At 58.1% G+C, this 18888-nt stretch carries 16 protein-coding genes and 2 rRNA genes (1 of these 18 running past the window's edge); 6 read left to right on the forward strand and 12 right to left on the reverse strand.

The features are described 5' to 3' along the window. Positions 1-158 precede the first annotated feature (158 nt). Positions 159-3053: a ribonucleoside-diphosphate reductase subunit alpha gene (locus RMV17_RS22070; RefSeq protein WP_034155790.1), complete on the forward strand. Its 2895-nt coding sequence runs from the start codon at positions 159-161 to the stop codon at positions 3051-3053. 276 nt (positions 3054-3329) lie between these two features. Here the strand turns inward: RMV17_RS22070 and flgE are convergent, their stop codons facing one another. From flgE to RMV17_RS22100, 6 genes are all read right to left on the reverse strand, one after another. Then, complete coding sequence (gene flgE / locus RMV17_RS22075) at positions 3330-4664, reverse strand: flagellar hook protein FlgE (protein WP_122604928.1); 1335 nt, start codon at positions 4662-4664, stop codon at positions 3330-3332. Between the two features lie 31 nt (positions 4665-4695). Further along, positions 4696-5421: a flagellar hook assembly protein FlgD gene (flgD, locus tag RMV17_RS22080; protein WP_034155786.1), complete on the reverse strand. Its 726-nt coding sequence runs from the start codon at positions 5419-5421 to the stop codon at positions 4696-4698. A gap of 15 nt (positions 5422-5436) precedes the next feature. Further along, positions 5437-5880, reverse strand: a complete 444-nt coding sequence (flgC, locus tag RMV17_RS22085; protein WP_003227217.1) for a flagellar basal body rod protein FlgC — start codon at positions 5878-5880, stop codon at positions 5437-5439. Positions 5881-5883: 3 nt separating this feature from the next. Then, on the reverse strand, positions 5884-6291 hold the full coding sequence (flgB, locus tag RMV17_RS22090) for a flagellar basal body rod protein FlgB (RefSeq protein ID WP_007917581.1): 408 nt from the start codon (positions 6289-6291) through the stop codon (positions 5884-5886). A gap of 367 nt (positions 6292-6658) precedes the next feature. After that, on the reverse strand, positions 6659-7486 hold the full coding sequence (cheR, locus tag RMV17_RS22095; RefSeq protein ID WP_007917583.1) for a protein-glutamate O-methyltransferase CheR: 828 nt from the start codon (positions 7484-7486) through the stop codon (positions 6659-6661). A gap of 46 nt (positions 7487-7532) precedes the next feature. Then, entirely contained in the window at positions 7533-8465 is a 933-nt protein-coding gene (locus tag RMV17_RS22100) for a chemotaxis protein CheV (protein ID WP_034155785.1), read from the reverse strand. An 82-nt stretch (positions 8466-8547) separates the two neighbouring features. Here RMV17_RS22100 and flgA point away from each other — a divergent pair, with 82 nt between their 5' ends. The 4 genes from flgA to RMV17_RS22120 all read left to right on the forward strand — a co-directional run bounded on the left by flgA (position 8548) and on the right by RMV17_RS22120 (position 11135). Next, the gene (gene flgA / locus RMV17_RS22105) at positions 8548-9309 is read left to right on the forward strand and encodes a flagellar basal body P-ring formation chaperone FlgA (protein ID WP_311882562.1); all 762 of its coding nucleotides are present in this window, start codon (positions 8548-8550) and stop codon (positions 9307-9309) included. 148 nt (positions 9310-9457) lie between these two features. Next, the gene (gene flgM / locus RMV17_RS22110; RefSeq protein ID WP_077574151.1) at positions 9458-9784 is read left to right on the forward strand and encodes a flagellar biosynthesis anti-sigma factor FlgM; all 327 of its coding nucleotides are present in this window, start codon (positions 9458-9460) and stop codon (positions 9782-9784) included. Positions 9785-9832: 48 nt separating this feature from the next. Continuing rightward, complete coding sequence (locus RMV17_RS22115) at positions 9833-10300, forward strand: flagellar protein FlgN (protein WP_311882565.1); 468 nt, start codon at positions 9833-9835, stop codon at positions 10298-10300. A gap of 88 nt (positions 10301-10388) precedes the next feature. Next, entirely contained in the window at positions 10389-11135 is a 747-nt protein-coding gene (locus RMV17_RS22120; RefSeq protein WP_311882568.1) for a flagellar regulator YcgR PilZN domain-containing protein, read from the forward strand. Between the two features lie 72 nt (positions 11136-11207). On the opposite strand, the gene RMV17_RS22125 is transcribed toward RMV17_RS22120, so the two are convergent. The 4 genes from RMV17_RS22125 to RMV17_RS22140 form a co-directional block, all read right to left on the reverse strand. After that, positions 11208-12587 (reverse strand): MFS transporter, encoded by a 1380-nt coding sequence (locus RMV17_RS22125; RefSeq protein WP_311882570.1) that lies wholly within the window; start codon positions 12585-12587, stop codon positions 11208-11210. Between the two features lie 69 nt (positions 12588-12656). After that, positions 12657-13898, reverse strand: coding sequence for a glutamine synthetase family protein (locus tag RMV17_RS22130; RefSeq protein WP_311887079.1), 1242 nt, complete (start codon positions 13896-13898; stop codon positions 12657-12659). A 200-nt stretch (positions 13899-14098) separates the two neighbouring features. After that, entirely contained in the window at positions 14099-14791 is a 693-nt protein-coding gene (locus RMV17_RS22135; RefSeq protein ID WP_311882574.1) for a HAMP domain-containing sensor histidine kinase, read from the reverse strand. Beyond that, positions 14788-16392: a response regulator gene (locus RMV17_RS22140; RefSeq protein ID WP_311882576.1), complete on the reverse strand. Its 1605-nt coding sequence runs from the start codon at positions 16390-16392 to the stop codon at positions 14788-14790. Before RMV17_RS22140 ends, RMV17_RS22135 begins: the two co-directional genes overlap by 4 nt. Positions 16393-16602: 210 nt before the next feature. On the opposite strand from RMV17_RS22140, the gene RMV17_RS22145 reads away from it, so the two are divergent. After that, positions 16603-17958, forward strand: a complete 1356-nt coding sequence (locus RMV17_RS22145) for a lysozyme inhibitor LprI family protein (RefSeq protein ID WP_311882578.1) — start codon at positions 16603-16605, stop codon at positions 17956-17958. Positions 17959-18097: 139 nt separating this feature from the next. Here RMV17_RS22145 and rrf read toward each other — a convergent pair. Continuing rightward, a 5S ribosomal RNA gene (rrf, locus tag RMV17_RS22150) occupies positions 18098-18213 on the reverse strand. Between the two features lie 166 nt (positions 18214-18379). Further along, a 23S ribosomal RNA gene (locus RMV17_RS22155) occupies positions 18380-18888 on the reverse strand (it continues 2385 nt past the right edge of the window).

Raw genomic sequence — 18888 nt, forward strand, 5'->3', positions numbered from 1 at the left:
CAGCCAAAAACTTCGGCAAGGATGCGGCGTCATTAGCCTTTTTCCTACTGGTCCGAAGTTGTTATGCCCGACGCCCGTCGGTTGTAGTGCTTCGGACCAGAACGGTGAGCACCATGATGGTGCCCAAACAAACATAGAGAATGTGGAGATCACCCCCCATGCAAACCGACACAACTCGCGAGAACCCGCAGGGCACCTTGCCGCAGGCCGCCGATTCGAATTCGGATCTGGCAGCCACCGCGCCTGGCCAACTGCGCGTGATCAAGCGTAATGGCACTGTCGTTCCTTACACCGATGACAAGATCACCGTCGCTATCACCAAAGCGTTCCTCGCAGTTGAAGGCGGCACCGCTGCCGCTTCGTCGCGAATCCACGACACCGTTGCGCGCCTGACCGAACAAGTCACCGCAACCTTCAAGCGTCGCATGCCGTCGGGTGGCACCATCCACATCGAAGAAATCCAGGACCAGGTCGAACTGGCCCTGATGCGTGCTGGCGAGCAGAAAGTCGCGCGCGACTACGTGATCTACCGCGACGGCCGTTCGAAAGAGCGCGCTGCCCACGCTCCGGTCGAAGAAGCGGTCAACGCTCACCCGTCGATCCGCATCACCCGTGCTGACGGTAGCTTGGCGCCGCTGGACATGGGCCGCCTGAACACCATCGTTACCGAAGCGTGCGAAGGTCTGGAAGAAGTCGACGGCGACCTGATCCAGCGCGAAACCCTGAAAAACCTCTACGACGGCGTAGCCCTGACCGACGTCAACACCGCGCTGGTAATGACCGCGCGTACGCTGGTCGAGCGCGAGCCGAACTACTCGTTCGTGACCGCCCGCCTGCTGATGGACACCCTGCGTGCCGAAGGCCTGGGCTTCCTCGGTGTGGCCGAAAGCGCCACTCACCACGAAATGGCCGACCTGTACGCCAAGGCACTGCCGGCTTACATCGCCAAAGGTATCGAGTTCGAACTGCTGAACCCTGTGCTGGCCTCCTTCGACCTGGAAAAACTGGGCAAGGCGATCAACCACGAGCGTGATCAGCAATTCACCTACCTGGGCCTGCAAACCCTGTACGACCGTTACTTCATCCACAAGGATGGCGTGCGTTTCGAACTGCCGCAGATCTTCTTCATGCGCGTGGCCATGGGCCTGGCGATCGAAGAGAAGCAGAAAGAAGACCGTGCGATCGAGTTCTACAACCTGCTGTCGTCCTTCGACTACATGTCGTCGACCCCGACCCTGTTCAACGCCGGTACCCTGCGTCCACAACTGTCGAGCTGCTACCTGACCACCGTGCCGGATGACCTGTCGGGCATCTACCACGCGATCCACGACAACGCCATGTTGTCGAAATTTGCTGGCGGTCTGGGCAACGACTGGACGCCGGTGCGTGCACTGGGTTCGTACATCAAGGGCACCAACGGCAAGTCGCAAGGCGTGGTTCCGTTCCTCAAAGTGGTGAACGACACCGCCGTCGCCGTTAACCAGGGTGGCAAGCGCAAAGGCGCTGTGTGTGCCTACCTGGAAACCTGGCACATGGACATCGAAGAGTTCATCGAACTGCGCAAGAACACCGGTGATGATCGTCGTCGTACCCACGACATGAACACCGCCAACTGGATCCCTGACCTGTTCATGAAGCGTGTCTTCGATGACGGCAAGTGGACCCTGTTCTCGCCATCCGAAGTGCCGGACCTGCACGACCTGACCGGTAAAGCCTTCGAAGAGCGCTACGAGTACTACGAAGCCCTGACCGAATACCCAGGCAAGGTCAAACTGTTCAAGACCATCCAGGCCAAAGACCTGTGGCGCAAAATGCTCTCCATGCTGTTTGAAACCGGCCACCCATGGCTGACTTTCAAAGACCCGTGCAACCTGCGCAGCCCGCAGCAGCACGTCGGCGTGGTTCACAGCTCGAACCTGTGCACCGAGATCACCTTGAACACCAACAAGGACGAGATCGCCGTTTGCAACCTGGGCTCGATCAACCTGCCGAACCACATCGTGGATGGCAAGCTGGACACCGCCAAGCTGGAACGCACCGTAAACACCGCCGTGCGCATGCTCGATAACGTGATCGACATCAACTACTACTCGGTGCCGCAAGCGAAGAACTCCAACTTCAAGCACCGTCCGGTCGGTCTGGGCATCATGGGCTTCCAGGACGCTTTGTACCTGCAGCACATCCCTTACGGTTCCGACGCTGCCGTCGAGTTCGCCGACAAGTCGATGGAAGCGGTCAGCTACTACGCGATCCAGGCGTCCTGCGACCTGGCTGACGAGCGTGGCGCGTACGAGACGTTCCAGGGTTCGCTGTGGTCCAAAGGTATCCTGCCGCTGGATTCGCAACAGATCCTGATCGAGCAACGTGGCCAGAAGTACATCGATGTCGACCTGAACGAAACCCTCGACTGGGCACCGGTTCGCGCCCGTGTACAGAAAGGTATTCGTAACTCCAACATCATGGCCATCGCACCGACCGCGACCATCGCCAACATCACTGGCGTATCGCAGTCGATCGAACCGACCTACCAGAACCTCTATGTGAAATCGAACCTGTCGGGCGAATTCACCGTGATCAACCCGTACCTGGTTCGCGACCTCAAGGCTCGCGGCCTGTGGGACTCGGTCATGATCAACGACCTGAAGTACTACGACGGTTCGGTTCAGCAGATCGAGCGCATCCCGCAAGAACTCAAAGAGCTCTACGCGACCGCGTTCGAAGTGGACACCAAGTGGATCGTTGACGCCGCCAGCCGTCGTCAGAAGTGGATCGACCAGGCCCAGTCGCTGAACCTGTACATCGCTGGCGCATCGGGCAAGAAGCTCGACGTGACCTACCGCATGGCCTGGTACCGTGGTCTGAAAACCACTTACTACCTCCGTGCCCTGGCCGCGACCAGCACCGAGAAGTCGACCATCAACACCGGCAAGCTGAACGCTGTATCCAGCGGCGGCAACCACGGCGACGATTCGGTTCTGGCAGCACCTGCCGGTCCTGCTCCAGTGCCAAAGGCTTGCGCGATCGACGAGCCGGATTGCGAAGCTTGCCAATAAGCTGAGCTGACTCAGGCGTTGCGAGACGCCTGATACGCTCCAGGCAAAAGAAACCCCCGACAGACTTCTGGTGTGTCGGGGGTTTTCTTTTGCCCGAGAGAAAAAGCCCTTCCCTCTCACGCCCGTCGTATCTGACAACCCTGAGTGTCCAGGAGAACGGAGGCAGAGTGAATACTTCCGGCACAACTGTTCCGCAGAACTACCGTCCATCCCCTTACCACGCCCACAAAAAAGCCCCTCGAAACGAGGGGCTCCTGGGTACGACTCAAACCAGAATCAGGTCATCTGAATGATGGTCTGCATGATGGTGCTCTGAGTGGAAATGGTCTTCGCGTTCGCCTGATAGTTGCTCTGGCCCTTGATCAGGTCCACCAGCTCATTGGTCAGGTTCACGTTCGACTCTTCCAGCGAGTTCGACTGGATGGAACCCAGTGTGCCGGTTTCCGGCGCGTCATAACCCGGGATACCCGAAGCGAAGGTTTCCTTCCAGCTGGTGCCGCCCACGGCTTGCAGACCTTGTTCGTTGGTGAAGCTGGCCAGTGCAACCTGGCCGATCGCCTTGTTCTGGTTGTTGCTGAAGTTGGCGAACAGCGTACCGGTACCGTCGATGGTCAGGTTGGTGATCTGGCCAGTGGCGTAACCATCCTGAGTCGGGATCGTACGCGAGGTATCCGCGTTGTACTGAGTGGTCTTGGCCAGGGAAACGGTCACGCCATTCGGGTTGGCAGCCGCGCCGTTAGGCGTGAAGTTGCCATTGGTCACGGTGCCCGGCACCCAGTTTTTCAGTGTCAGATCGCTGCTGATCACCGCAGGATCACCTGCAACAGGGGCAGGAGTGCTGACCTGAAGCAGCTTGCCGGAACTGTCGAACGTCAGAGTCGAAGCAGTGGGTGGGACAGTCACCGGATTACTACCGGTCGCGTCCGGGTTACGCCCATCGACCAGCGTATACACCTTCCAGGTGTTTTCGCCCGTCTTCACAACATACTGATCCATGTTGTGCTTGTTGCCCTGGGTGTCATAGATCGGGGTGCTGAACGACTCGGTGTAAGTCTCGACCTTGGACGGGTCGAACTTGACAGCGGTGGCGCCCGTATCAACGATCACCTTTGCCGATGAGTTCAGGTTGATGCTCGAAGCCACGGCCGACGTGGACTTCGGCGCCAGGTTCGAGGTGTCGATCTTAAGGTCGGTCAACACGCCCTTGATGATCTTGCCGCTGGAATCCACAGCGTAACCTTGCAGGCGCGAGGTGTAGTCGGTGTTGGTGATGAAACCGGCGTCGTCGACTTTGAAAGTACCGGCACGGGTGTAGGAAATCGAGCCGTTGTTGCTCATGGTGAAGAAGCCGGAACCGTTGATGCCCATGTCCAACACGTTGCCGGTGTTGTTGATGTCACCCTGGGTGAACTGCTGGGAAACGTTGGCCAGGCGCACACCGTTGCCGATGACTTTGCTGCCGGTGCCCAGACGGGTTGCCGAGTAAACGTCTTCGAATTCTGCGCGGGACGATTTGAAACCGGCGGTCGCGACGTTGGCGATGTTGTTGCCCGTCACGTCCAGTTGTTTGTTGGCTGCATAGAGACCGCTAAGGCCGATATTGAAAGACATATTCCACTCCTTTGTTGCCGGTTAGTCGGCTCTATATACCAATGGTTTGTACTTTGGACAGGGCAACGGAGCCCTTGCCAGCGAGGTTGAGCATCAGCTCACCGCCGGTCTGGCTGATCGTCACGCTGTTGACCGTTGCCGGCAGGTAAGTCGCCAGATCGGTCGCGGTGCCGTTGATCGGTGCGCTCGCCTTGAAGGTGTAGGTACCGGTCGGCACGAGGGTGCCGGACGTGTCCTTGCCGTCCCAGGTGAAGCTGGCACTGCCAGCGGCGCGACTGCCCAGATCGATGGTGCGAACCGCCTTGCCGCTGCTGTCGGTGATGGTCACGGTACCTTCAGCAATGGACGTCGACAGGTTCACCGAACCGGTCAGGCCTTTGCTCGGGTCGTCGAGCTGCGCGGTGTTGGTCTGCACGATGACGTTGCGACCGACCAGCGACGAAGCCTGCAGCGCTTGCGACGAGTTGTAGTTGCCGGCCAGGCCGCTCACGGTGCTGTTGAGCGTGGTGATGCCTTCGAGGCTGCTGAACTGCGCCAACTGCGCAACGAATGCGCTGTTGTCCTGCGGGTCGAGCGGGTTCTGGTTTTTCAGCTGGGTAACCAGCAATTGCAGGAACGCGTCCTTGCCCAGCGCTTGACCGCCGGTGGCACTGTTGGTCGCCGAAGCGATGCCGCCCGTCGTCGTGCTGCTGGTCTTCGACGAGTTAGCCAGTACGTCTTTCAGACTAGGGGTGCTGGTGGTATCGGTAACACTCATGGCAGTCGCCCCTTATTACTGACCGAGGGTCAGTACTTTCTGCATCATGGTTTTGGCGGTGTTCATCATTTCGGCGTTGGTCTGGAACGAACGGCTCGCGGAAATCATGTCGGCCATTTCTTCCACCACGTTGACATTCGGGTAGTAGACATAGCCTTTGGCATCAGCCGCCGGATGATTCGGCTCGTAGCGCGCTTCGAGGTTGCTCTGGTCTTCGACCACACCGAGCACCTGTACGCCCTGACCGGCCGCGTCCTGGCTCTGGAACAGCGAGTTGCTGCCGCTGTTCTGGCCGCCCTGGAACATGGTGGCGAACACCGGGTGACGGGCGCGATAGGTCTGGTCGATGCTCGACGAGACGGTTTCGGCGTTGGCGATGTTCGAGGCCACGGTGTTCAAACGCGTGGTCTGTGCGCTCATGCCGCTGCCGGCAATGTTGAAAACGCTGGACAGGGACATGGATTACTCTCCGCGCAGGGCTGATACCAGCCCTTTGAATTTGCTGTTGAGCAGGGTGAAGCTGGCCTGGAAGCCGACGGCGTTTTCCGCGTAGTTCGACTGTTCCAGTTGGGCGTCCACGGTGTTCTGGTCGATCGAAGGTTGCATCGGCGTGCGATACATCAGCGATTCGTCGCCGTTGCCCAGGCCTTCAGCTTCGATGTGACGGCTGTTGGTCATGTTCAGGGCGATGGTGCCGTTGGCGTTTTTCTGGGTCTGTGCTTCAAGCACTTTGGAGAAGTCCAGATCCCGCGCCTTGTAGTTCGGGGTGTCGGCGTTGGCGATGTTGTTGGCCAGCACTTCGGCACGCTGGGCGCGGAAGCCCAATGCCTTTTCGTGAATGCCGAGCGCTTTATCGAAGCTGATGCTCATGTCGGGAACCTTCAGGTGACCGGTTTTTCGTAACTGAGCTTTAGCAAGCGCCGTGCCAAGCCACAACCCCCCCATAAACCGGGGCTTTGCCGGAAGTCGGCAAAGCGGCAATGCCAGAAAAGCGGCAACCGGTTTCCGCCGGATGCCGCTTTTCTGCCGCTTGCCGTCCTTGCCAGGTCAGCGCAGATCCCTGTGGGACCGAGCCTGCTCGCGAAAGCGGTGTGTCAGTCGCCAACTGTGTTACTGACAGACCCCTTTCGCGAGCAGGCTCGCTCCCACAAGGAGTTGTGGTGTTCGTGGGAAATCATTCGGGCAAAAAAAACGGCAGGCCTTTGCGGGCCTGCCGTTTTTTGTGTTGCCGATGCAATCACTTCGCCTGGTAAATGATCCCCGGGCTGCACTGCACCATCTGGTAATGGTCCGGCAAACCGTTCAGCGCTTCGGACGCGCCAAGGAACAGATAACCGCCCGGCTTCAAGGTGCTGTGAATGCGCAACAGGATGTCTTTCTTCACTTCGGCAGAGAAGTAGATCAACACGTTGCGGCAGAACACGATGTCGAACTTGCCCAGCGCGGCATAGCTGTCGAGCAGGTTGAACGAGCGGAACTCCACGCGGTTCTTGATCGGCGCCTTGATCACCCAGCGCCCCGGCCCTTTCGGGTCGAAGTAACGCTGCAGACGTTCCGGCGACAAACCGCGACCGATGGCCAGGCTGTCGTACTCGCCGGTTTTGCAGTTGGTCAGCATAAGGCCGGACAGATCGGTGGCAACGATCTGCACACCCATCTTCAACTGGCCAAGGTTGCTGCGCTCGAACTCGTCGATCGACATCGACAGCGAGTACGGTTCCTGGCCCGACGAGCACGCCGCTGACCAGATCCGCAGGCGCTGGTTGGGGCTGGCCTTGATCGCTTCAGGCAGCACCTTGTTCTTCAAGACTTCAAACGGATAGGTGTCACGAAACCACAGGGTTTCGTTGGTCGTCATGGCATCGACCACCTGCTCGCGCAAACCGCTGCGCGGCTGGGTCTGGATGCGCTGAACCAGCTCACCCAGGGATTTGATGCCTTGCTGCTCCATCAGTTTGTTGAGACGGCTCGAGACCAGGTACTGCTTGTTTTCACCGAGCAAAATGCCACAGGCTTTTTCCAGGAAGACCCGGAACTGTTCGAAATCCAAATTACCCGTAGACAATGATGCCGCCTCTTAAATCGTGTTGACCGCCAGGGACAAAACGCCCCTAGCTGATATCTGCTGCTTTGATCCGGTCGACTACCCGGGATGCCAGGTCATCAGGACGGAATTTGGCCAGAAAGTCATCAGCACCGACTTTCTTGACCATCGCCTGATTGAATACCCCGGACAACGAAGTATGCAGGATGATATGAAGCTTTTGCATGCGCGGGTCAGCGCGAATCTCGGCCGTCAAAGTGTATCCGTCCATCTCCGGCATCTCGATGTCGGAGATCATCATCAGAAACTCTTCTTCCGGCTTTTTGCCTTCGTCGACCAGCTTGCGCAGGTAATCCAGCGCTTGCTTGCCGTCGTTCAGCGCGATCACTTCGACGCCAATCGTCTGCAGGCAACGTGTGACCTGCTTGCGCGCTACCGATGAGTCATCGACCGTCAAGACACGCAACGACAGTGCCTTGGTCTGGGTCTCGACATCGACCACGCCCACCGAAATCGCTTCCGGTGTCGGCGCAACTTCCGCCAGCACTTTCTCGACGTCGATGATTTCGACTAACTGATTGTCCACCCGAGTCACAGCGGTCAGGTAATGATCGCGACCCGTGCCCTTGGGCGGTGGATGAATCTCTTCCCAGTTCATGTTGACGATGCGCTCCACCGAGCGGACCAGGAAACCCTGGGTCTTGGTGTTGTACTCCGTGATGATCACAAACGGGTTGTTCTTGTCCTTCAACGCTCCAGAACCGGTGGCCATTGCCAGATCAAGGATCGGAATGGTCGCCCCCCGGATATTTGCCACCCCGCACACGACAGGACTGGACTTGGGCATCAACGTCAGCGACGGGCACTGCAACACTTCCCGCACCTTGAACACGTTGATTCCATAGAGCTGCTGACCGTCGAGACGGAACAACAACAGCTCCAGGCGATTCTGCCCTACCAGTTGCGTGCGCTGGTTCACCGAATCCATTACACCAGCCATGCCCAGACTCCTACACCAACGCCAAGTGTTGTTGCGACGCACATTCATTGCTAAACGGCACGGCGCTTGCTTTTTAACTCGTATGAACGCTCAAACGACATTTTTTCGACGCCTGACATCTCCCCTCCGCAGAGGGCTTTGTGTAGCGTCCGCCATTTGCTGCTTTTTCGCTGGCAGCCCTGCCATTGCTGATGCGGTTACCTTGCCTGACATGCTTATCGGCGTCACTCAGGGCTTTCTTGAGTTCACCGTAGAAGACTATCTGGCTACCAGTCAAACGGAAGGCCGCTACGAAATCGAAGTCAACCAGCTCGACCCCCGTATGCGCATGCCTATGTGCGACAAGGAATTGACAGCGACTTTGGAGAGCCCGGCACGGCCGTTGGGCCGGGTTACCGTGAAGGTTCGCTGCGAAGGCGCCTCGCCCTGGACCGTGTTCGTGCCCGCTCAAGTCCGCCTGTTTCGCGAGATTGTGACCACCACCCGACCGCTGAAACGTGCGGGGATTATCGAACCACAGGACGTGACCCTGCGTGAGCGCGACGTGAGCACGATCAACCAAGGCTTCCTGACGTCGGTAGACGAAGCGATCGGGCAGAAATTAACCCGACCAACGGTAGCCGATCAGGTCATTACCCTGGTTCATCTGGAACAGGCCGAAGTCATTCGCAAGGGCGATCAAGTGGTCATCACCGCCCGCAGCGGCACGCTCGCCGTGCGCATGCCCGGGGAAGCGCTGGCCAATGGCGGTTTGAAAGAGCAGATCCGCGTGAAAAACCTCAACTCGCAACGGGTCATCAAGGCGCAAGTCACCGCGCCGGGCCAAGTGGAAGTCGCGATGTAGAAAACTGGCGCTGACCCCGGCTGTTCCCTAAACTGTGCCGCAGCAGGACACGCGCCGGCGCATGCAAGGCTCATTGTAAATGTGCCTAAAGTTTTCCAGGGGATGGCCGAAAACATGGCAAGCGTCCAAATTCCCAGAGGTTTTTATCATGGTCATCGATTTCAGCCGTTTGAACAGCTCCTCGTCACTTACGGGCAGTACACGTACCAGCAACGCCAAGGAAACCGCCGAAACCGGCACCTCCGCGCCGCTGAATACCCAGGCCGAACCGGCCAGTACCGCAAAAAGCGGGGAATCGGTACACCTCAGCAATGAGGCTCAACAGTTGCAGAAGGTCACTGACAAGCTGCGCGATCAACCTGCTGTCGACAAAGCCCGTGTGGCCGAGTTGAAAGCCGCGATTGCCGATGGCAGCTATAAAGTCGACAGCAACCGTGTAGCCAGCAAACTGCTCAACTTCGAAGCCCAGCGCTAGGCCTTTGCCTGCGCCAGGCTTTTGGACGCTTAAAACCCAAGGCCAGCCATGCACGACACTAATTTATTGCAATTGATCAACGACGACTTTGCTCCAGCTCAACAATTGCTGGAGTTGCTGCAAACCGAATCCCTCGCGTTGCACGGTCGCGACATGCCACTGCTGGAAGAAATTCTGGCGCACAAACAGGCATTGATCATTCTGCTTGAACAGCATGGCCGCAAGCGCAGTGAAATCCTCGCCAGCCTCAACCTGCCGACTGATCGTGCAGGTCTTGAGCAACTGGCTGGCCAGTCGAGCATTGGCGATCAGTTGCTGAGCCAGGGCGATGCCCTGACCGATCTGATCGCTCAATGCCAGGCGGCCAACGTCAAAAATGGCCAGTCGATCCAGATCCAGCAGGCCGCCACGGCCAATCAGCTGAAGATCCTCACCGGTGGTGAGGCGCCGGCGCTGTATAACGCCAGCGGAACGTTTGCCAAGCCCGCCACACCGCGTCCGCTCAGCCAGGCATGAGCCGTTGATGCGCCAGCTCTATCAACCCGCGAAACATGCTGGCAAAATGCTGGCTAGTCGTCATATTTTGTCTGGAGATTGATAAACCGTGTCCAACGCCCTCAGCGCGGATGATGCTCCGCAGCCCCCTAAGGTGCTTACCACGCCACTGGAAATCTCCAGCAACCTGCGCCAGCTGCAAGAAAGCCACGATCCGCTGATCATCACCTTTCATGAGCGCAGCCAGCGCTTCCAGAGTTACCTGATCAAAGTCGACCGCGACAGCGCTTCGATCGCACTGGACGAGATGATTCCGCGTGACGGCGAACGCTTTTTGCAGGCCGGTGAGCCGTTCAGGGTCGAAGGTTTTCATGACGGTGTGCGCATTGCCTGGGAATGCACCGGCACGCTGAATATCGAAGAGTCCGACGGTGACCGTTTCTACACCGGCGAGCTGCCGACTGAAGTGGTTTACCACCAGCGCCGCAATGCCTTCCGCGCCGCGCTGAAACTGACCGATCTGGTCAGCGTTGAACTGGGCGGCGAAAAGCTCAAGGCGCCGATCAACGGCAAACTGCTGGATATCTCCGCAACCGGCTGCAAGCTGCGTTTCGAAGGCGATATCACTGATCGTCTGCAATTGGGTCAGGTCTATGACCGTTTGATCGCCCCGCCGCTGTTCGGCAACCAGCCGACCTCCGTCGAACTGCGCTATCTGCACTTCGAAGAAAAACTCAACATTACCTTTGCCGGCCTGCGCTTCCACAACATCAGTGGTCAGGCAGCACGCAACGTTGAGCGTTTCGTGTATCAGTTGCAACGTGAAGCACGCCGTTTCGATAAAGACGATATGTGATTCGCAGCGACTAATAAAAAGGGCAGTCCCTGGCGGGACTGCCCTTTTTTATGCGCGGTGTTTTTGTTCAGTTCAGGGTCTGCCGCCGCTGAGATCCGGCGCGGGATTATCGGTATCCGGTTCGACTTCTGCCCCAGGCTCTGACTGAGTAGCAGGTTCAGGCTCGGGATTGGCCGGCGTTTGCACAGGGTCCTGGACCATCTGCTCCTGCACCACCTGCTCGTCTACCCGAGGATCGAGGGCTGCCACCAGCGGCGAACTGGACATGCTGTCGGGCATGGCCACGTGGTGGAGCGGTGCGTCGTCGACCTGATGCAGATTGGTCACGGCTTTCGGCCGGATCCGCCACACCAGCACCAGCGCGAAGAAGCTGAAGAACGCATACAGGCTCTGACTGCCGAACAGCTTCATCAGCACACCCGCGAGCAACGGCCCGATGCTCGCGCCGACCCCGTAGGTCACCAACAGCATAGCCGTCAGCGAAACCCGGCGATCACCCTCGACGTGGTCATTGGAGAACGCCACCGCCAGCGGATACAGACAGAACTGCACCAGCGAACAGAGAAAACCAACTCCGAACAACACCTCCAGCGGCACTTGCGGCAGCACCGCCAACGGTAACGCCGCTACCGCCAGGAACCCGGCAAAGCAGCGAATCAGCAGCGCCCGGTCGTAACGATCGGACAACCAGCCCAGCGGCCACTGCACCAGCAACCCGGCAAAGATGCAGCTACCCATGAACAGACCGACCTGCTCGGTCGACAAGCCTTGTTGCGAGGCATACAGCGGCGCCAGACCATAGAACGAACCGATGATCAAACCGGCACCCAGTACCGTACTCAGCGACTGCGGGACCCGCTTGATAAAGAAGCGCGGTTCCATCGGTGCCGGATGCAAGGGCGCCGGGTGAATCCGTCGAGTCAACGTCACAGGCACCAGACACAGCGCAAAGCACAGCGCGACCAGCATCAGCAGTTCCAGTCCCAGCCCGGGGTGCATGACCAGAATCAGTTGGCCGAGCACCAGGCCCAGGTACGAAGCGATCATGTAACCGCTGAACACCAGACCTCGCTGATTGGCGTCCGCCTGCTCGTTGAGCCAGCTCTCGATCACCATGTATTGGCACATCATGCCCAGACCGACGATGGTCCGCAGCACCAGCCATGCCGGCAGCCAATCGACCAGACCATGGCCCAGCACGGCCGCACCGACAATCCCGGCACACGCCGAATAAGCACGGATATGCCCGACCCGGGCGATCAGCCGGTGACCGATCTTGCCGCCCAGCACCAGGCCGAAATAGTTGGCTGCCATCAGCGCACCGACCCAGAGACCGTCGACGTTGTCAGCGGCCAGACGCAAGGCCAGATAAGTGGATAAAAGGCCAGAGCCGATCAACATCATCAGCGAGGCGAAATACAGCGCTCGAAAGGATTTCCAGATTTGGCGCATCGGCGTTCCGAGCGGCTCCTTGCAGTAAATATCAGGCTACCAGAACGATAGCCCGATGGCGGCGGTACGTCAGGCCTGGGCTGCTAGAACACGACGTTCCCAGGGAGTGATTTCATCAAAGAAGCTGGTCAACTCCATGGTCTTCGAAGCGATGTAGCCTTCGATGAACTCCTGTCCGAACAGTTCCCTCGCCAATTGGCTACGTTTCAGACGTTCGAGCGCGGCGTGCAAGGTACACGGCAGCGAAAGGTTGTCCGGCACTTCGAACTCGCCCTGAATGGCTTCCGTCGGCTCCAACTCATGCTCGATACCGTGCAAGCCAGCGGCCAGGCTGGCCGCAATCGCCAGATACGGGTTAGCGTCGGCGCCCGGCAAACGGTTTTCCACGCGACGAGCGACCGGCGAACTGGCGGGAATACGCAAACCGGCGGCGCGATTGTCATGGGACCAGCAGGCGTTATTCGGTGAGGCGTACGGGTGGCACAGACGCTGATAGGAGTTCACATTCGGTGCAAACAGTGCGGTGAACTCGGCCATGCCCGCCTGCTGACCACCAATGAAGTGGCGGAACATCGCCGTCGGCTGGCCGTTTTCGTCACTGAACACATTCTTGCCACTGTTGATGTCGACGATGCTCTGGTGAATATGCATCGAACTGCCCGGCGTATGCGCCAGTGGTTTGGCCATGCACACCACGGTCAGGCCATGCTTGAGCGCGACTTCCTTGAGCAGGTGTTTGAAGAGGAATGTCTGGTCGGCGAGCAACAGCGGATCGCCGTGCAGCAGATTGATCTCGAACTGGCTGACACCCATTTCGTGCATGAAGGTATCGCGCGGCAGTCCGAGTGCCGCCATGCATTTATAGACTTCGTTGAAGAATGGCCGCAGACCGTTATTGGAGCTGATGCTGAACGCGGATTGGCCATCCTCGCGGCGACCGTCGAGACCGACTGGCGGGCGGAACGGTTGGCTCGGATCGGTGTTGGGGGCAAAGACAAAGAATTCCAGCTCGGTCGCCACCACCGGTGCGAGACCGCGCGCGGCGTAACGGGCAATGACTTTCTTGAGTTGACCCCGTGTCGACAGATTGGAGCTTTCGCCGGTCAGTTCATCGGCGTCGCAAATGGCCAGGGCGCGCGGGGAGTCACTCCACGGCAAGCGATGGATCTGGGTCGGTTCGGCGACCAGTGCCAGGTCTCCGTCATCGCTGCCGTAAAACCGCGCGGCCGGGTAACCGCCCATGATGCATTGCAACAGCACGCCCCGCGCCAGTTGCAAACGCCGCCCTTCGAGGAACCCCTCGGCGGTCATCACTTTGCCTCGCGGTACGCCGTTCAAATCCGGCGTAACACATTCAATCTCATCAATGCCGGTCAATCGCTGCGCGAGTGAACGCTGGCCATCGGTTGTCATGACGCAATCCTTGTTATTGTGCGAGCCGCGAACGGCGACCCGTACAAAATAGGCTTCGGCTGTTCGGAATATCAAGCAGCGTCAATCAAAAACCTCTGTCACGGCAGATAAAGGCTGAACACCCCGCCGCCAAGCGGTCCGCCATTGCGGATTTCGGTACGCCCTTCGACGCCGTTGCGCTGATGCAGCGCCGCGATGCGATTGGCGAAATACAAACCCAGTCCGGTGCTGCCGCTGCTGTGATTGATGCCTTGCACATAATCGGCCTGACGCTCGAGCATCTCGGCCGGGTAACCGTCGCCGTCGTCGTTGATGGTCAGAACCAGTTGCCCGGCCTCGTCGCTGACAGTGATCAGCAACGACTCGCGGGCATAGCGAATCGCATTGTTGATGCAGTTGCCCAACACCGAAGCAATCAGCTCTCGATCGAAGAAGCCCAATGGGCTCAGCGGATCGACTTCATAAGTCGCCATGATCCCGCGACTGGCAAACACCTCTTGATGCGCCGCCAGTTGTGCCTCGATAAAGTCATCGAGTTCGTGATACGCCGGTTGCAGCGGCAACTGGTTGACGCCGAGCTTGTACAGCCCGAGCAACTGCACCAGCATGCTGTTGAGGTGGGCGAACTCAAAGTCGATCACGCCCTGCTCCGTGCCTTGGCGCTGCGCTTCAGGCAAACGCGCAAGCCATTGGCTGTGGGCCTGCATCAACATGGCCAGCGAGTTCTTCATATCGTGGACGGTGGAGGCGATCACCGTAGAAAAATCCAGAGCTTGCTCGTCGTGGTTCATTCGCCAAACGCCTTGCTTTTCAGCTTCTGATAACGCGCAAAACGCGCGTCGGTGTCGGGCATCAGGCCGACCATTTTCAGGCAGGCCCGACATTCTTCCAGCTCCGCCGACGGCACCGAGGTGTCGGTGCCGTGGAGCAGCGACTGGGCCATGTTCAGCGCGATACTGATGTTCTTCGGTTGCATCTTCAGCGCCTTGCGGAACACCTCACGGGCCTCCACCAGGTTGCCGGTCTTGTACACCCGCACGCCCTGACGGTTGAGGTCGGCAGCGGCGTTACTGGAACTGAGAATAGTCGGGTCATCGGTGAGCTTGGCGATGTCTTTCATCACTGCCGGATCATCACCGTAGATCTCCGCGCAGCTCTTGAGCATCGAGGTGCCCGCCTCGGCCTGACCGAGCATCTGCAACTGCTTGGCGACCAGCAGCGCCGCTTCCGGACTCATGAATTGCTCCATGCCGTCGAGGCGCATCAACGCTTGCTCGGTGAGCTTGTCGGCGGTTTCGGCATCGTTGAGCAGCAGGCTGGTCGCCTTCATCAGACGCGCGCGAATCTGCAGGCCGGGGTCGGTCGGGTTTTCTTTGGCCACGGCGCTGAGGGTGGTATTGATCTCCAGCCGCGTGCGCGTGTCGAGACCGCGCTCGCTGCCTTTGCTGATCAGCGCGTGAGCCAGACCGAGATTGCTTTCCGGGTCCTTGAAGCGCGACTGCGCACCTTGCGACACCGCTTGGCGGTAAGCACGCGAGGCGGTGTCGAAATCTTCGTTGGCCATCGCCAGTTTACCGAGCAAGGCCTGTCGGCGCACCGCCAGTGGCGAAAGACGAATGGCCTCTTCGAGCACCTGTTGCGCGCCTTTGGTATCGCCCTCCGATACCAGCACATCGGCCATACCGTCATACAGCGACGGCATCATCGGGAACACCTTCAGCGCTTTCTCATAAACGCCTTTAGCCTGTGCAACCTGACCGCGCTTGAACAGCAACTTGCCCAATCCGGCAAATGCCCATGGCAACGGTCGGTCGGCAATGATGCTGTCGTAAAGACGCTCCAGCGCTTCGTTCTGGTTCATGTCGCGCAGCGCATCAGCGCGGTAGCGCAGGCACAGCGGCGAATAACGGATGTCTTGCTTGCACAGGGCGATGCAGGCGTTGAGCACCTCGACCGGTTTGCCGCGATCAAGGGCTTGCAGAATCGGTTTGAGCAACGTCTTGCGCTGCTCCAGACGCTCCAGACGCTGGGCCAGACCGGAGCGGTTGAATGGTTTGGTCAGGTACGCATCCGGCTCGTGCTCCAGGGCACTGAGCACCATCGCCTGACTGGTCTCGGCGGTGACCATCACGAACACCGCTTCATGGCTGATGAGTTTTTCCATCATCAGGTCTTCGAGTACCTGCTGGCCGTTTTTCTTGCCGTCGCCCAGGTGGAAATCCTGCAGGATGAAATGGTAGGACTTCTGCGCACACATCTTCAGCGCCTGCTCACCGGTGTCAGCGGTGTCAACGTCCTTGACCCCAAGCTCACGCAGCATCGAACGGACGGAACTGCGGAAATCCGAGAAATCATCGACGATCAGAAAACTCTTTTGGTGATACGACAGCATCGAAGATTTCCAGGCAATTGAAGTAAGGGCAATTTCAAGCGCGCAGATGATAGCTGGCGGCCAAATGCTATCAAGCGATTTCGCGCGACTTTTAAGTCACCGAATGGGTTATCGGCCAGAAGTGCTTTTCTCTGAAGCCAGTGCTTCAAGATTCCTCACCCAGCCTTTACCCTGCGCACCAAGACAACCTCCCACTACAAGGCTTAGATCGTGTACATCAAAGGACGCTGCATCGTTTCCGCCTGCGCTCTGCTGTTTGTTCAGCAGGCAATGGCGGCTGGAATGGACTGCACAAAAGCGGCGAATGCCGCCGAAAACACTGTTTGCGCGGGCAAAGGACTTTATGAACAAGATGTACAGATGGGCTCTGTTTATCGAGCGTTAATAAAGGCGTCCGCCCAGGTACAACCGGAACTGAAACGTACTCAACGACTGTGGTTAAAGGCTCGCAATGAATGCGCCGACGATGTCTCGTGCCTGAATCAGCGTTATGACGAGCGCCTGAAAGTCCTTCAGGCACTGTTGACGGAGGCGCTTGCCTACCCACCGGATGACCTCGATACGCAAGTGATGCATGAACTGAGCAACAGCATTCAAGCAGCGAGTAAGGACAATCCGGAGTTTGCCCTGGAGCGTACGCTTGAAGCCTTTGGCATCCGTGCGGGCAAGACCTCGTTCTCTGGAGACGTCGACAAGGATGATCCAAGCGACACGCACTTTCCGACATCGAAGCCCGCCGGTCTCACGCCAGACGAGTGGCAGGCGCTGAGGACGTCGGACATTTCCGGCGCTGCCGATTTCGGTCACTCCACGTACACCCTGCTGGACATGGACGACGATGGTCAGCGCGACCTTATCGTCGATACCTACACCGGCGGCACAGGTCTGTTTACCTACACGGAGACCTGGCGGCGAACCGGCGAGCGTTTCATCAAGAGAAGCCCCGCCGCTGAAAGTTCGCTGTTTCACACCAATGATCGCGGCGCCAACCAGTCAGCGAACTGGATAAAAATCCGTGGAAAAGTGTATGCGGCGTATCGCAGCGGTGCCTACGGAGTTGATCAGCTTTACTTGCTAAACCCGCTCAGAATCAACAATCGGGTACCGACGATAGCGGTTCATTACCGTTACGACCTGAAGGTGCCCACCCTTCAACATAAGGAAGACGGCACCACCACTTACGAGTTGGAGCCCGCTCTGCAACAGACACTTGACCGGGCGATAAGCAAAGCGACGCAGGCTGGAGAAGTCAGTTCAGCGAACACGCCGCTCTGCCCTGTCCCGGCCAGTGGCGCAGGAGAAAACGACTATTACAGCTATGGCATGGCTCCCTACACCCTCGAAGTTGTCACGAATCTGGGGGTTGTCATTGGCAATGATTGTTATATCGGCGCGTTGATCAACTGGTTCGGCAGCTACTACGAAAAGGAAGGATTGTCGGCACAACTGGTATTGCGCAAACCGGATGCCGAAGCCACTGGGCGTAGTTATGACGTGAATGGCAAACGCCATGTCAGCGCCGTGAGCGCAGCACTAGGTAAAGTTGAAACGGACGACGGCGCGTAGCATGACTTCTCGCGCTCAAGGTTAGCGACGGTTGGGGCAGGTAATACGTTGGTGAACGTATTACCTGTCGCGAGCCAAAACTTTTCTACAGGCAAAACAAAACCCCAACTGCTTTCGCAATTGGGGTTTCGGAATTTAATCTTGACGATGACCTACTCTCACATGGGGAAACCCCACACTACCATCGGCGATGCATCGTTTCACTGCTGAGTTCGGGATGGGATCAGGTGGTTCCAACGCTCTATGGTCGTCAAGAAATTCGGGTACTGAGTCGTGGCCAGTTGGCCTCGCTTCAGCAAATTGGGTATGTGACAGCTTTCGGTGTTTTGTGCTGCTTTTTCAAGTGCAGTCGAACTTTCGGTTCGTTTCGTCTTCACACACCGCAATCTGGTCTCTTCGACGCAAATTGCTTGGGTGTTATATGGTCAAGCCTCACGGGCAATTAGTATTGGTTAGCTCAACGCCTCACAGCGCTTACACACCCAACCTATCAACGTCGTAGTCTTCGACGGCCCTTCAGGGAACTCAAGGTTCCAGTGAGATCTCATCTTGAGGCAAGTTTCCCGCTTAGATGCTTTCAGCGGTTATCTTTCCCGAACATAGCTACCCGGCAATGCCACTGGCGTGACAACCGGAACACCAGAGGTTCGTCCACTCCGGTCCTCTCGTACTAGGAGCAGCCCCTCTCAAATCTCAAACGTCCACGGCAGATAGGGACCGAACTGTCTCACGACGTTCTAAACCCAGCTCGCGTACCACTTTAAATGGCGAACAGCCATACCCTTGGGACCGGCTTCAGCCCCAGGATGTGATGAGCCGACATCGAGGTGCCAAACACCGCCGTCGATATGAACTCTTGGGCGGTATCAGCCTGTTATCCCCGGAGTACCTTTTATCCGTTGAGCGATGGCCCTTCCATACAGAACCACC

This window comes from Pseudomonas sp. VD-NE ins (assembly GCF_031882575.1).
Taxonomy (GTDB): Bacteria; Pseudomonadota; Gammaproteobacteria; order Pseudomonadales; family Pseudomonadaceae; genus Aquipseudomonas; species Aquipseudomonas fluorescens_BZ.